This is a genomic window from Nocardiopsis sp. NPDC101807, assembly GCF_044766605.1.
GTDB classification, from domain to species: domain Bacteria; phylum Actinomycetota; class Actinomycetes; order Streptosporangiales; family Streptosporangiaceae; genus Nocardiopsis; species Nocardiopsis tropica.
In genome coordinates this window covers 430883-445195 of the sequence record NZ_JBIWMK010000001.1, presented here as the reverse complement: position 1 = coordinate 445195, position 14313 = coordinate 430883, and the positions used below count along the sequence as shown (strand labels likewise).

General features: G+C 71.7%; 8 protein-coding genes. 1 reads left to right on the top strand and 7 read right to left on the bottom strand.

Annotated features, from left to right (window positions below; genetic code table 11):
* Positions 1-41: 41 nt before the first annotated feature.
* From ACIRPH_RS01900 to eccD, 7 genes are all read right to left on the bottom strand, one after another.
* A complete protein-coding gene (locus ACIRPH_RS01900) occupies positions 42-380 on the bottom strand; it encodes a YbaB/EbfC family nucleoid-associated protein (RefSeq protein ID WP_402908145.1) in 339 nt (112 codons plus the stop codon).
* Positions 271-3570 (bottom strand): hypothetical protein, encoded by a 3300-nt coding sequence (locus ACIRPH_RS01895; protein WP_402908143.1) that lies wholly within the window; start codon positions 3568-3570, stop codon positions 271-273. Before ACIRPH_RS01895 ends, ACIRPH_RS01900 begins: the two co-directional genes overlap by 110 nt.
* A 32-nt stretch (positions 3571-3602) precedes the next feature.
* Complete coding sequence (locus tag ACIRPH_RS01890; protein ID WP_402908141.1) at positions 3603-6302, bottom strand: AAA family ATPase; 2700 nt, start codon at positions 6300-6302, stop codon at positions 3603-3605.
* Between the two features lie 120 nt (positions 6303-6422).
* Positions 6423-6725, bottom strand: coding sequence for a WXG100 family type VII secretion target (locus tag ACIRPH_RS01885; protein ID WP_402908139.1), 303 nt, complete (start codon positions 6723-6725; stop codon positions 6423-6425).
* Between the two features lie 51 nt (positions 6726-6776).
* Positions 6777-7103 (bottom strand): hypothetical protein, encoded by a 327-nt coding sequence (locus tag ACIRPH_RS01880; protein WP_402908137.1) that lies wholly within the window; start codon positions 7101-7103, stop codon positions 6777-6779.
* Between the two features lie 22 nt (positions 7104-7125).
* The gene (gene eccB / locus ACIRPH_RS01875) at positions 7126-8571 is read right to left on the bottom strand and encodes a type VII secretion protein EccB (protein ID WP_402908135.1); all 1446 of its coding nucleotides are present in this window, start codon (positions 8569-8571) and stop codon (positions 7126-7128) included.
* 1 nt (position 8572) lies between these two features.
* Positions 8573-9973 (bottom strand): type VII secretion integral membrane protein EccD, encoded by a 1401-nt coding sequence (eccD, locus tag ACIRPH_RS01870; RefSeq protein WP_402908133.1) that lies wholly within the window; start codon positions 9971-9973, stop codon positions 8573-8575.
* Positions 9974-10188: 215 nt separating this feature from the next.
* Here eccD and eccCa point away from each other — a divergent pair, with 215 nt between their 5' ends.
* Complete coding sequence (gene eccCa / locus ACIRPH_RS01865; RefSeq protein WP_402908131.1) at positions 10189-14160, top strand: type VII secretion protein EccCa; 3972 nt, start codon at positions 10189-10191, stop codon at positions 14158-14160.
* The last annotated feature ends 153 nt before the right edge of the window (positions 14161-14313 follow it).

Genomic DNA, 14313 nt, shown 5'->3' with positions numbered 1-14313 from the left:
TCCTCTTCTCGGTTCTCAGCCGCGGGTGCGGTGCGGGGCGCCTACTGTCGCGGGTCGTCGGAGGGGATACCCAGGCGGTCGAGCAGCTTGAGCGGGTCGAGTTCGCCGTTCATGATCTCCTGGGCGCCCGCCACGTCCGGCATGAAGGGGCTGTAGGCCTCCGTGACACGCTCGGCCATCTGACTCCGCGCCTTGTTGACCACCTCGGTGATGGCGGCGGCCAGCTCGGTGGGGGCCATGTCCCGGTAGGCCTGGGTGTGGAACTTCAGCTCAACCAGTTCCCCCGTCGCGTCCACCTTCGCGCCCACGAGTCTGTTCTTCGCCACGACCTCTTCGGTTGCCGCCTCCAGGTTTGCGCTTGCGTCCGCCAGTCGGCCCATCGTCTTGTGAAGCTGTGCCAGTTCCTCTTCCATCTGGCGTTGCATCTGTGAACTCATGCCGGGATGCTCCCTTCTTGTTCTGGCCGGGGACGGGGCGTCCCAGTGCGGATCTCTGCGCGTCGGCCGTGGTGCCCCAGACCTTCTCGTCCTCGGAGAGCCAGGTGGAACGCTGCCGGTCGCGGTTGTTGTCACCGCCACCGCCACCCATGCCGCCGCCCATCATGGGGGGCATCATCGGCATGCCGCCCATGCCGCCCATGCCGCCCATGCCGGCGGCGCCGGCCCCCGCGCCACCGGCGCCGGGCTGGCCGTTCAGCCCTCCCGCGCCGCCGAGCCCGCCGAGGCCGCCCGGGTTGCCCTGGCCGCCGGAGGCCCCGTTGGGGCCGCCCGCCGTGTACTGCGTGCCGTCGGGGTTGGCGAACAGCGAGGAGCGGTCGGAGCTGTCCGACGAGCCCGGGCCGTCGCTGGAGTAGGGGCTGGGTTCGAGACCGCCGTAGTTGAGGCCGATGTCGTCGGGCGACAGCGGCGGCGGCAGGATGTCCGGGATCGGTCCTTCCGGGATGCCGCCGCTGTCCGTGATCGGCTCCCCGGTCTCGGGGTCGATCGGGTAGGGCTGGCCGGTGAGGGGGTCGATGACGTAGGGCTCGCCGGTGACCGGGTTGATCGGTACGTCCGCCCCGGTCCCGGGGCCGTTGAGCCCCAGGTCCGCCGGCGGCGGTGGCGGCTGCAGCACGTAGTCGTCGCCGTTGGAGGTGCCGGGGCCGTTGAGCCCGAGGTCGGGCGGGGGAGCGGGCACGTTGAAGTCGTAGTCGGTCGGCAGCCCGGTCGACGGGTCGATGCCGACGGGTTGTCCGGTGACGGTGTCGATGGGCAGGACCTGCCCGGTCTCGGAGTCGTAGTTGATGGGCAGGCCGGTGTCGGGGTTGTACGGCAGGCCGGTTCCGGGGTCGACGGGGAAGGGCTCGCCGGTCTCGGGGTTGAGCGGGAGCCCTGTCGCCGGGTCGAACTCCAGGGAGCTGCCGGTCTCCCCGATGGGGAGCGGCTGTCCGGTGACGGGGTCGACGGGCAGCGGTTCCCCGGTGATGGGGTCGACGGGCAGGACCTGCCCGGTCTGGGGGACGAAGTTGATGGGCAGGCCGGTGTCGGGGTTGAAGGGCCGACCGGTCTCGGGGTCGATGGGGTAGGGCTCGCCGGTCTCGGGGTTGAGCGGGAGCCCTGTCGCCGGGTCGAACTCCAGGGAGCTGCCGGTCTCCCCGATGGGGAGCGGTTCTCCGGTGACGGGGTCGATGGGCAGGACCTGCCCGGTCTGGGGATCGAAGTTGATGGGCAGGCCGGTGTCGGGGTTGAAGGGCAGGCCGCTCTCGGGGTCGATGGGGTAGGGCTCGCCGGTCTCGGGGTTGAGCGGGAGCCCTGTCGCCGGATCGCGCTCCAGGGAGCCGTTGTAGCCCGCCGGGCCGCCGCGGCCGCTTCCCGGGCCGTTGAGTCCGAGGTTCGGGGGCGGTGGCGGTGGGATGAAGGGCCCGTTCATGCCGGGGTCGTTGCCGCCGCCCTGGCCGGGGCCGTTGAGGCCGAGGTCGTTCGGTGGCGGCGGGGGCGGAGGCATGAGGGAACCGTTGTCGCCCCCCTGGCCGAAACCGGGGCCGTTGAGTCCGAGGTTCGGAGGAGGCGGGGGCAGCGTGACGGGTCCGCCGTTGCCGGGACCGCCGATCCCCTCGGGTCCGCCGTTGCCGGGGCCGTTGAGGCCGAGGTCCGGTGTGAACGGCGGCGGGCCGCCGAGACCCTCGGGGCCGCCCTGGCCGGGGCCGTTGAGGCCGAGGTCGTTCGGTGGCGGCGGGGGCGGGGGCAGGATCTCGTTGTTCCCGGGGCCGTCGCCGCCGGTTCCGGGGCCGTTGTACGGGAGCTGCGGGGGAGGCGGCGGCGGTGGCGGCGGGGGAGGCGGCGGGCCCGGAATGTCCTCCTCGTCCCAGTCGCCGAAGGGGTTGTCGATCTCCCAGTCGTCGAACGGGTTGTCGATCTCCCAGTCACCGAACGGGTTCTCGGGGCCGCCTCCGCCACCGGGACCGGGGCCGGGGCCGGGACCCGTCGGCGTCTCCGTCGGGAGCGAGGTGGGAACCTCGATGCGCGGCAGGACGTCGTTGACGCTCTTGTAGTAGAGCGCCATGTTGTCGCGCAGGTCGTTGACGGTCTCGTAGACCCCCTTGTAGTGATCCCGGAACCTCTGGTACAGCGTGTTGTTGATGTTGTCCTGGGTGGCCTGGTCACCGGGGATCCCCATCACCGGCTCCCCGCCGGGCGGCCCGTTGTTGATCAGGACCTGGAACTGGTCCCGCTCCGGGTTGAACGTCTCCGTCCCCGCGGAGGTGTGGAAGTACCAGGTGTCGAGGACGCCCTGGACGGTGCCGCCCGTGCCTTCGAGGGCTTCGCGTACCGCCTTGGCGAGCCCGCTGGTACCGGGCTTCAGGCTCTCCCTGAGATCCCCCAGCTGCTTCGTGTAGTCGGGGATCTTGTCGTAGACCACGGTCATCCGGTACGCCAGGTCCTTGAGGCGGTACTGGTACGCCGCCGCGGCCGAGCCCTGCATGGGCCCGTCGGGGGTGTCGATCTCCTTCCAGAGCTTGTTCAGGCTGCCGCCCCCCTCCCCGTCGATGTAGGGGGCCAGCTTGTCGCGCAGGTTGTTCAGGTCGTCGATGGTGTTCTGCAGCCGCCTGAGGTCCCAGCTGGTGGACACCAGCTTGTTCGCCTCGTAGTCGGCGACGTGGGCCAGGTTGCTCAGCTGCTGGCGGAACGTGTCCTGCGGGGGTGTTGCGGTGTGGTCCTTGCCCTCCTGGTCGTCGCTCTTGGTCTTCTCACCCCACAGGTGCCTCTGCATCGTGTAGCCCGCGTAGTCGATGCCGTAGGTCTCGTAGGAGTAGCCGTAACCGCTGGGCGTCGACATGTAGGCCGTGTAGTAGTCCCGGTAGCTCCACCAGCGGTCCATCTCGTGGCCGCCGTAATTCCACGAGAAACCGGTGAAGGGGTTGGTGTTCTCGTGGAAGTGGTAGCGCCCGTCGGCGACCCAGGGGTCCTTGGTGACCGTGTCGATGCCGACCATCGGCGGATAGGAGCCCCCTTCGTCGCTGTCGGCGAAGATGTTCATGAGCTCGTGCAGCGGCTGGTCCGGAAGGTCTTCCAGTTCTCTTTCCGGCGGCATGTTCCCCTCCTTCTATGGATCGCGCCTCGGGGCTAGGCCTCGCTACTGTCCTCGTCCGTGTCCTGGTTGTTTCCGCCGCCACCGCCGCCACCGCCGCCACCGCCGCCACCGCCGCCGCCACCACCCGAACCGCTCTGGCTCGGGTACATCAGGTTGAAGATCTCCTGGGCGGTGAGGCTCTGCTCGTCCTCGAGGTCGGCGAAGACGATGAGGTTCTCCGAGAGCCTGTCCTCGATCTGGATCAGCTCCGTCTGCAAGCCGTCGAGGAACTGGTAGATGCTGTTCAGCGAGGAGTCGATCTTCGAGCCGAGGGTTCCGGCCTCCGTGAGGATGGAGGGGTTCCCGAGTCTCTGGTAACTGCCTTCGCCTCCGTACACGGAGAAGTCGGTGACCAGATAGGCGATCTCGTCCTGGAGGGGGGACACGATCTGGGAGCGGAAGTCCTTGATCCGTTGGAGGTCGATCTTGGTGCCCTTGTCACCGTTGTCGCCTCTGGTGTCATTGGTCCCGCCGGTGTCTCCTTCTCCCTCTCCCTCGCCCTCGCCTTCTCCCTCTTCTTCGTCCTCGCCTTCGCCTTCTCCTTCGCCCTCGCCTTCGCCTTCTCCTTCGCCCTCGCCTTCGCCTTCTCCCTCTTCTTCGTCCTCCTCCTCTTCCTCCTCTTCCTCCTCTTCGTCCTCGTCCTCCTCCTCGTCTTCGTCCTGGGACTCTTCGTCGTCGGGGTTTTCCTCTTCGTCCCCGGGCTGTTCTTCCTCTTCCTCTTCCTCTTCCTCGTCCCCGGCGCTGTTCCCGCTGCCCTCGCCTTCGGTGTCCTCCTCGGGCCTTTCGGTGGTGACGACGGTGGGCTCGGTGATGTGCGCCGGTTCCGTCGGCACCGTTCCCTGGCCCGACTCCAGGTCTTCCCCCTCACCGGGGTCACCGGGTGTCTCGGTCCCCGGCTCCGGCCCCGGCTCCAGGCGGCTCACATTCTCGCCGGGGGTGTCCTCCGGCTCGCCTGGGGTGTCGCCCGTCTCCATGACGGGGGGTTCGGTCACCTGGACCGGCTCCAGGGGCACAGGCTCCTCTCCGGGGCCGTCGCCTGCCTCCTGTTCGTCACCGGAGGAGTCCTGCTCCCCGCCGGGGCGCTCTGACGTGACCGGAGGCGTGGTGCCGCCAACGGGAACGCCGGGGGATCCGCTGCCCGGGTCGGTCGCACCGGGGCGGTTGCTCCCCACGTGCTCGGGGGTTTCGTCTCGCTCCGGTCCGTCGCCGCCGGGCCGGTCCTCGCCTCCCGGCCGGTCGTGACCGGGGACCTCCTGCTCGCCGGGTCCGTCGCCGCCAGGGCGGTCGTTGCCGGGGGAGTCCTCGCCGCCGGGGCGGTCCTCGCCTTCTTCGTCTCGCCCGGGCCGGTCGCCGCCGGGGCGGTCTTCCCCCTCGTCGTCTCGCCCGGGCCCGTCCCCGCCCGGCCGGTCGGAGTCGTCACTGCTCTCGTCGCCGCCGGGACGGTCCCCGCCGGGGGTCTCCTCCCCGCCGGGACGGTCCTCCCCGCCGGGACGGTCCTCCCCCTCTTCGCCCTCTTCGTCCTCGTCCTTCTCGGAGATGGTGATCAGGCCGGTCTCGGGGTCGACCTCCACCCTCCCGTCACCGGGGTCGAAGGTCACCTCGCCGGTCTCGGGGTCGAGGGTGAGCTTCAGGTCGCCGACCTCGATCGTGGTCGGCAGCGACTCCCCGTCCTCGCCCGTGCGGGAGGTCTCGATCTCGACGGTGCCCTCGGCCGGGTCGATGGTCAGGCCCAGGTTCCCGGTCTCGACCGTGAGCGGCGCCGCCTCGGGGTCGAGGGGCACGTTCCGGTCGCCGGGCTCGATGCTGATCGTGTTGGTGTCCGGGTCCAGGACGAACTTCAGCTCGCCCGCCTCGACGGTGGTGACGGCCGTCTCGGGGTCCAGGGTCACGACCGGAGCCCCGGGGATCTCGGAGTCGTTCTCACCGAAGGCGGGGTCGTCGGCGTCGGCGGAGATGGGCTCCACACCGGTGATCGGTTCCCCGGCCGGGTCCCGTTCCGACTCGTACAGCTCCCCCCGCTCCACCTCGGAGCGGGTCTCCAGGGGGACGCCGCTGAGGGGGGCGACGGCTTCCTGAAGCGGCTCCGCGGGCAGCTGCGGGGTCATCGCCTCGAAGGACTGGGACTCCATCGGAGCCAGCGCCTCCGTCGCCTCCGCCCGCTGGAAGGGCTCCGCGAGAACGGTGGGCTCAGGGGCGGTCGTCTCCCCCTCGGGGACGGGTTCCGCGTTGGCGGGCACCCCGACGGAGGCGATCGTCGGTTCGAGGGGGAGGGCCGGGGCCCCCTGCATCACCGGTGTGAACTGGCTCTCCGCGTGGAGCGTGTCGCCGGAGACGTCCCCCGCGGGGGCGGACACGGCGACGACGTGCTCGGTGTCCTGACCGGGGAACACGTGCGGGGAGGCGGTGTCCCCTGCCCGCTGCGCGCCGAGCAGCACCACGCCGTCGTCGCCGATGTTCACCCTGGAGTCGCCGGGGTCGAGCACGGCCTCCTGGGTGGAGGTGTCCACCTCGACAGAGGAGCCGGCGTGCCTCAGCAGAAGCAGACCGCTGGTCAGGTCCACGCTGATCGGGGCGGATTCCGACCGGTTCGTGGTGGTGTTCTGTTCCTGGAGGAGGGTGGCCTCCTCGGCCTCGGTCGGGTCCGGCTCCTCTCCGGAGAGGGCAGCACGGAAGTCGAAGAGGGGGGGCTCCACGTCAGGACCTCCTCACCGCCCACAGGGCGGTCGTTCGTCGGGTTGTCGGGGGTGGGGGATGGGGGTGGGGCGGGCGCCCGAGGGGAGTGGTGGGCCGCCCGCCCCGGGGAGGGAAGTGGACTACAGGAGCGCTTGCCAGTTCATGGCCTCGCGCCCGTCGGTGGAGGAGTAGTTGTTGCGGATCTCGTTCAGGGCGGTCTCGGCCTTGTTCAGCAGAACCTGCATGTCGGCGACGTTGGCTCGCCAGGACGCGACCTTGCGGTCGTACTCCGTGGCCATGGCGCCGTCCAGCTCCGCCTTGACCGTCTGCATCTGGGCGTCGAGCCCTTCGATCTGGTTCTGCACGGCTTGCGTCTGGGTGCGCAGCTCGTTGGTGGCCTCGTCGACGTAGGCGTAGCTGACGTCGAAACCGTTGATGGTCATGGTCTCGCCTTCCGGAGGGGGACTCGTGCGTGTGGGAGCGGTTGGCCGGCCTCAGCCGGGCTGGTTCGGGTTGAGCTCGTTCATCCACTGCGAACCGGTGATGACGGCCGCGTCCTCCGTGGCGTGCATGGCGTGGACGGTGCCGCCGAAGGTGCCGATCATCCGGTTCATGTCGTTGGTGATGAGCCGCAGCTCCTCCAACCAGCCGACGACCGCCTCGCTGTACTTGTTGGAGGCCGCGCCCTGCCAGGACATGCGCAGCTTGTCACGCGTGTTGTCCACGTTGGTGTAGATGGTGTTGCACTGGCTGTGGGCCTCGGTCATCGCCTCCTGGGCGATGCGCTCGGCCTCGTCTGTAGTCCTTGTCCTCTGGTTCACGGGCTCTCCTCGGGTCGTTCCATCAGGGGCATCCGGCGTCCTCGACCATCGACGAGGACGCCAGGGGGAGGGCGGCCGCCTCCGGGTCGAGTACCGGACCGGAGGGCAGCAGCCTCAGGAGGGAGGTCGGGACGGGAACGGCCTGGGCCGTCTCGTACCCGAGAGCGGTCAGGGCGGTCTCGTCGACCACCGGGTACTTGGCCGCGCTGTCGGTGACGAGGTAGTGGGTGGTGGCGGCACCGCCGCCGCCCACGGTCTGGGCGGCGGCGACCGTGCCCCGGCCGGAGGCGATGCCCACCAGGTCGGGGGTCGGGCAACCAGGGGCGATCCCGGGCCGCTCCTGCACCGGCCACGCCTCGACCCCGGCGGGGTCGTCCATGGTCAAGGACAGGGAGCCGTCGGCGGCCAGCCGCAGGCACGGCACTCCCGCACCGAGCCCCACCAGCTCCGGCGGGGCGCCGGGGTGGCGCTCCTCGCGCGGGGCCGGGCCGTCGGAGAGCCGGGTGTGCGCCTCGCCCGCGGGCAGGGGCAGGGCCTCGGCGGGGGCGTCGGGGTAGGCGGCGCCGGAGATGTCCGGGTCGGCCAGCACCAGCAGTGCCTGCGTCACGGAGAGCGGCACCAGGCCGTCCCGGGTGAGCAGGTAGTGCTGGTCCCCCTGGCCGGGGGTGGACACCGCGAACACCTGCCCGACGAGCCGGGGCTCGCCCGCCAGTTCGCCCCCGTCGTCTCCGGCGCCCGGGACGTCGATCGCGGTCAGGTCCGGGCCGGTGGGCACGGTGTTGAGGAACGCCGAGGTGACGGGCAGGGCGCTGCTCGTCCCGTAGCCGAGGGCCTGGACGGCGCCGGCCTCCTCGTCCAGGCGCAGGCGGGTGCCGTTCCACAGCAGCTGCGGGATCCCGTCCGGCCCGGCGACCAGGACCGCCTGCTCGGCGGAGGGCGGGGCGGGCGCCGGGGCGTCGCCGACCACCAGGGCGGTGCGGCCCTGCTCGGCCTCCTCGCCCTCGGGCGGCAGCGCGCACACCCGCCAGACCGCGTCCTCCAGACCCGCTTCGGTGGGGAGGGAGTCGGGCGCGGCGGCGATGCCGACGGGGCCGCCCACGGGAACGCCCTCCAGGGACCTGGCCGAGACCAGGCTCACGGCGGCGTCGGCGCCCTGGACCAGGCGGGCGGAGGCGCCGTTGGCGACGGGGCGCAGCACCCCGGCCGAGTACATGTAGGAGGCCCCGGTGTCGCGGTCCACGATCAGCCGTCCCTCCTGGCGCCAGCTGGTCGCGCCTCCGGGGAAGATGAGGCCGAACACGAGGAAGCCGATGCACAGCACCACGCCGATGGCGACGCCGATGTAGGTGCCGGTACGGGTGCGGCGCATGGGGGCGTCGACCGCGTCGGGGTCGCCCTCCAGCATGGCCGTGCCCAGTCGGCCCACGGTGAAGTTGTGGGCCATCACCCTGTCGCGACGTGACTGCATGTCAGCCGCCGATTCCGCGCAGGAGCGAGAACACGCCGAAGATCGCCAGGACCAGGGGCACGATGGCCACGGTCAGCAGCGACTGGATGATCTCGGCGGCCCGGCCCCAGTGGGGCAGCGGCCGTGTGCCCGGCAGGTTCCACGACACCACGGCCAGGATCGCGGAGACCGCGAACAGGCCCACCATGGCGAGGGTGCGGGGCAGGGGGTCGGCCGTCCACACCACGACCAGGACCAGCGCGGTGAGCCCGATCCAGGGCGGCGCGACCACGAAGGACCGCTGCCATGCGCCGGCCAGGCCGCGTGACTGGAGCAGCATCACCAGCGACACGATCACGCACAGCGTGATCGCCACCCACCCGGGGGAGGCGCCGAGCACGACCAGGCAGACCGTCAGGACGGCGCCGGTGGAGGCGTACAGGGCGGTCTGGAACCGGTCGGCCAGCGCGGTGCGGTCCAGGACCCCGCGCGCGGGGAAGGGGTCGATGCCCTCCTGGAGCTGGTCGGGGTTGGAGGGCAGCGGCGGCAGCTTCAGGCCGGAGAGGCGGAAGGCCAGCTGGGGGGCGAACGTGCCCAGCAGCAGGGCGATGAGAGCCACCAGCGCCGCCACGGCCGGGATCGTGGCGCCGGGGATGAACATCAGGGACAGCGCGCCCAGCGCGCACAGCACCTCGGCGGTGAACAGGCCGGCGAAGAAGGGCACGGAGCCCGCCACGGCCGCCAGGCCGAGCACGCTGGCCCCGGCGGCGGTCACCGCCCCCGTCAGGACCCGTGCCCCGATCAGCGCGGTGCCGGGGTCGCCCGAGGGCACCGACGCGCCGGCCACCGCCATGTACAGGGTGGCCGCCGCGGCCAGGCCGGTGGCGGCGGCCAGGTCTCCCATGGCGCGGGAGGCCGCCCAGGCCGACAGCAGCATGAGGAGGGACGAGCAGGCGGCCGAGACCGCGGTCAGGAGGCCGGGGCCGCCGCTGACCAGGACGGCCAGTCCCGTGAACAGCACGACCAGGCCGAGCGCCTGGAGCAGGACGCGCGTGGCCTCGGGGCGCCACCGGTCGGCGCGCTCGCCCATGCCGGTCGCGACGCCGTCGGTCAGGTCGTCGAAGTGCACCGGCGGCAGCTGGTCGCGGCGGGGGCGCAGGTAGAGGGTCTCGCCGTGGCAGAGTCCCAGGGAGCGGAGGGTCTCGTCCTCCTCCAGGGGCTCGTCGCCCAGCTGCTGGAGGACCCAGCCGTCGTGCTCCAGTCCGCTCTCGTCCAGGTCCTCGCCGTTGTCACCCTCGGCGTAGAGCACGAGTGTGGGCAGGATCTCGGAGAGGGGGACCTCGGTGGGCGCCGCGATCTCGAAGGAGCGCTCGGGGGCGCGGATCAGCAGTCGGCACAGGTCCGGGGAGGCGACATCGTTCATCCGGTGGGGCCCATCATGAGGCGGGGTCGTGACAGGGGCGAAGTGACGGTAACACTCCGACGACCCTTTTTGGAGGTGTGTTGTTTTAAATTTTGGTGTCTGTCACTTTAGTTGGCAACGGTAGTGTTCTGCTTCCGGCGTCCGATTCCGGACGCCGGTTACGGCCCCGTTCCGGGCCGCTCCCCGTCGTTCCCTGCAAGGGAGGACCCCGTCCTGTGAGTACGATCCTCGTCCGCCGCCCCCCGCGGCGCCCCGGGCCGGACCTGCCCTCGGGCGAGGTCAGTCTCCAGGAACCACCGGAGCTGCCCGAACCGCAGGCCAACACCTCCTCGGTGTTCACCTACCTGCCGATGGCCATGACCTCGTTGGCGATGATGATGATGATCATCCGCCCCGGGAGCATGATGGGCGGAGGCGGGGGCAACAGCATCATGCCCTATCTGGCGGGCGGGATGATGCTCGTGGGGGCCGTGGTCATGCTCGGCGGCCAGTACCTGCGCACCCTGCTGGAGCGCCGCCGCCAGCTCAACGACGACCGCCGCGACTACTTGCGCTACCTCAAGCAGATGCGCACCCGCCTGCGGGGGGTCGTCACCGAGCAGCGCGACGCGATGCTCTGGCGGGCGCCCCACCCCGACGCCCTGTGGTCGATCGTGCGCACCTCCCGGCTGTGGGAGCGCAGGGGGACCGACGACGACTTCGCCGAGGCGCGCATGGCCGTCGGCGAGCAGGCGCTGTCCATGACCATCTCCCCGGTCTCCTCCAAGCCGGTGGAGGACCTCGAACCCCTCAGCGCCCACGCGCTGCGCCGCTTCATCCGCGCCTACGGCACCGTCGAGGACCAGCCGGTCCAGATCTACCTGCGCGGGTACTCCCGCATCACCATGCGCGGCGACCTGGACGCCAGCCGGGGCCTCGTCCGCGCCCTGATCGGCCAGCTCACCGTCTTCCACGCCCACGACGAGCTGCGCGTGGCCGTGTGCGCCTCCGAGGAGAACCTGGCCCTGTGGTCGTGGACCAAGTGGCTGCCCCACAGCCAGCACCCCACCGCCCGAGACGGCGCGGGCCAGGCCCGGCTGCTGTGCACGGACGCGATGGACCTCGAACAGCTCGTCCCGGACCTGGCCGACCGTCCCCGCTTCGACCCCACCGCGGTCCCCAGCCGCGAGGAGCCCTTCACCGTCGTCGTCGTGGACGGCGGGCGCATCCCCCCGGGGTCGCGCATGCTGGGCGGCGGCTACCGCAACGCCGTCGTCGTCGACGTCGCCGACCCGATGCCCCCCGAGGACGACCCCTACACCCTGGCCCTGCGGGTGGAGCCCGAGCGCCTGGTGATGCTCTCCCGCGACCACAGCGGCCGCGACGTCGAGGAGGTGCTGGGCCGTCCGGACTCCCTGAGCCTGTCCCGCGCGACCTCCCTGGGCCGCCTGCTCTCGCCCTACCGGATCGGCATGGTCGTCGAGGTCACCGAGCCCCTCACCACCGACTTCGAGCTGACCACGCTCCTGGGCATCCCCGACCTGCACCGGCACGACACCGAGCGCATGTGGAGCGAGCTGCACGAGAAGGACCGGCTGCGCGTGCCCATCGGCATGAACTCCGACGGCGCGCCGCTGGAACTGGACCTCAAGGAGTCCGCGCTGGGCGGCATGGGCCCGCACGGCATGCTCATCGGCGCCACCGGCTCGGGCAAGAGCGAGCTGCTGCGCACCCTGGTGCTCGGCCTCGCCCTGACCCACTCCTCCGAGACCCTCAACTTCGTGCTCGTCGACTTCAAGGGCGGCGCCACCTTCATCGGCCTCGACCAGCTCCAGCACACCTCCGCGCTCATCACCAACCTCGCCGACGAGGCCATCCTGGTCGAGCGCATGCAGGACGCCCTGCACGGCGAGCTGGTCCGCCGCCAGGAGCAGCTGCGCGCCGCGGGCAACTTCAGCTCCGCCCTGGAGTACGAGAGGGCCCGCGAGACCAACCCCGGCATGGAGCCGATGCCCACGCTGTTCGTGGTCGTCGACGAGTTCAGCGAGCTGCTGGCCGCCCACCGCGACTTCATGGACCTGTTCGTCATGATCGGCCGCCTGGGCCGCAGCCTCGGCGTCCACCTGCTGCTGGCCTCCCAGCGCCTGGACGAGGGCCGCATGCACCAGCTGGAGGGCCACCTGTCCTACCGGATCGCGCTGCGCACCTTCTCCGCCATCGAGAGCCGGGGGGTGCTCGGCGTCCCCGACGCCCACCAGCTCCCCTCGGCCCCCGGCAACGGCTACCTCAAGACCGACACCGAGACCCTCACCCGCTTCAAGGCCGCCTACGTCTCCGGGCCCTACCGCGTGAAGCGCCGCGCCGCCCGCAGGAACACGGTCGGCGGCGAGGTGGTGCTCTTCACCGACACCCCCGTGGACACGACCGCTCCCGAACCCGAGGAGCCCGAGGTCCAGGTGGAGGAGAGCAGCGAGTCCCTCCTCGCGACCGCGCTGGAGCGGATGGACGACCTCGGCCCCGCGGCACGCGAGGTGTGGCTGCCCCCGCTGGAGGTGCCGCCGCTCGTGGACGAGCTGCTCGCCATGGTCGGCACCCGCCTGCCCGAGGGCGGCCTGGCCTGGAGGAAGGAGACGGTCCTGCGCGTGCCGCTGGGGATCATCGACCGCCCCTTCGAGCACAGGCGCCTGCCCCTGGTGGCGGACCTGTCCGGGGCCGGCGGACACGTCGGCATCGCGGGCGGCCCCCAGAGCGGCAAGAGCACCATGCTGGCCACGCTCATCCTCACCCTGGCGGTGTGCAACACCCCCGCCCAGGTCCAGTTCTACGGGATCGACTGCGGCGGCGGCGTGCTGACCGCGCTCAAGGACCTGCCGCACGTGGGCAGCGTCGTCACGCGCACCGACGAGCGGCGCATCACCCGCACCATCATGGAGATGAACGAGATCCTCACCAAGCGTGAGACGTTCTTCGCCGAGAACGGCATCGACTCCATGGGCACCTACCGCAGGCGCCGCGCCGCCGGGGAGTTCGCCGACCAGCCCCACGGCGACGTCTTCTTCGTCATCGACGGCTGGGGCACCATCCGCCAGGACTACGCGGACCTGGTCGGCCCCATCGTCCAGCTCGTGCAGCGCGGCCTCAACTACGGGGTGCACGTCGTGGTCGCCTCCCCCCGCTGGGCCGACTTCCACACCGCCGTCCGCGACCTCATGGGCACCCGCTTCGAGCTGCGCATGGGCGACCCCGTGGACTCCATGGTCCACATGCGCGCCGCGCAGACCGTGCCCCGCGTGCCCGGCCGCGGCATCACCGACACCAAGCACCACCTGCTCACCGGCCTGCCCCGCGCCGACGGCGACGCCGACTCGGTCACGCTGTCCGAGGGCATGGGCGAGCTCGTCGAGCGCGTGCGCGCGGCCTGGGACGGGCCCTCCGCCCCGGCGGTGCGCACCCTGCCCCCGATCCTGCACGCCCGTGAGCTGCCCGCCTCCGAGCTCACCGAGATGGGCGGCCTCAAGGTGCCCATGGGGCTGGAGAGCCGCCGTATGCAGCCGTTCTGGCACGACTTCGGCGTCACACCGCACCTGCTCGTGGTCGGCGACACCGAGACGGGCAAGACCACGCTGCTGCGCCACATCACCAACGCGATCCGCAGCCACTACGGCCCCACCACCGCCCGGGTCGTGCTCGCAGACCAGCGCCGCCAGCTCTACGACGCCGTGCCCACGGACATGCAGCTCGGCTACGCGGTCTCGGGCGACAACGTCAAGGAGATGATGGCCGCCGCCGCGCAGGCCATGAAGGCGCGGCTGCCCGGGCCCGACGTCACCCCCGACCGCATCCGCAAGCGCGACTGGTGGACCGGTCCCGAGCTGTTCGTCCTCATCGACGACTTCGAGATGGTCTCCGGAAGCGGCCCCAGCCCGCTGACCCCGCTCCTGCCGATGCTCAGCCAGGGCGCGGAGATCGGCCTGCACGTGGTTCTCGTGCACGCCGCGGGCGGTTTCAGCCGGGCCTCCGGCGACCCCGTCATCCGGTCGCTCATCGACTCCAACACGCCCAGCATCATGCTGTCCGCCCCACCCTCGGAGGGCATGCTGTTCGGCAACATCCGGGCGCGGACGATGGCTCCCGGCCGCGCCCTGTGGATCTCGCGCCGCGACCCGGTGGAGGTGCAGCTGGCCATCGCCGAGGGCGCCGAGGACTGAGCCCCCGCGAGGGGCGGGGCGGGGGGCCCGGGGGGGGGGCCGGGGGGGGGGGCCCCCCGGCCCCCCCCCGGGCGCCCCCCCCGGGGGGGGGGCCCCCCCGGCCCCGGGGGCCCCGGGCCGCGGGGCCCCCCCAGGGCCCCCCCCCCCCGGGGT

Coding starts and splice junctions, on each gene's coding strand:
- ACIRPH_RS01900 (WP_402908145.1), bottom strand. CDS start 380: ATGGGCCGACTGGCGGACGCAAGCGCAAACCTGGAGGCGGCAACCGAA.
- ACIRPH_RS01895 (WP_402908143.1), bottom strand. CDS start 3,570: ATGCCGCCGGAAAGAGAACTGGAAGACCTTCCGGACCAGCCGCTGCAC.
- ACIRPH_RS01885 (WP_402908139.1), bottom strand. CDS start 6,725: ATGACCATCAACGGTTTCGACGTCAGCTACGCCTACGTCGACGAGGCC.
- eccB (WP_402908135.1), bottom strand. CDS start 8,571: ATGCAGTCACGTCGCGACAGGGTGATGGCCCACAACTTCACCGTGGGC.
- eccD (WP_402908133.1), bottom strand. CDS start 9,973: ATGAACGATGTCGCCTCCCCGGACCTGTGCCGACTGCTGATCCGCGCC.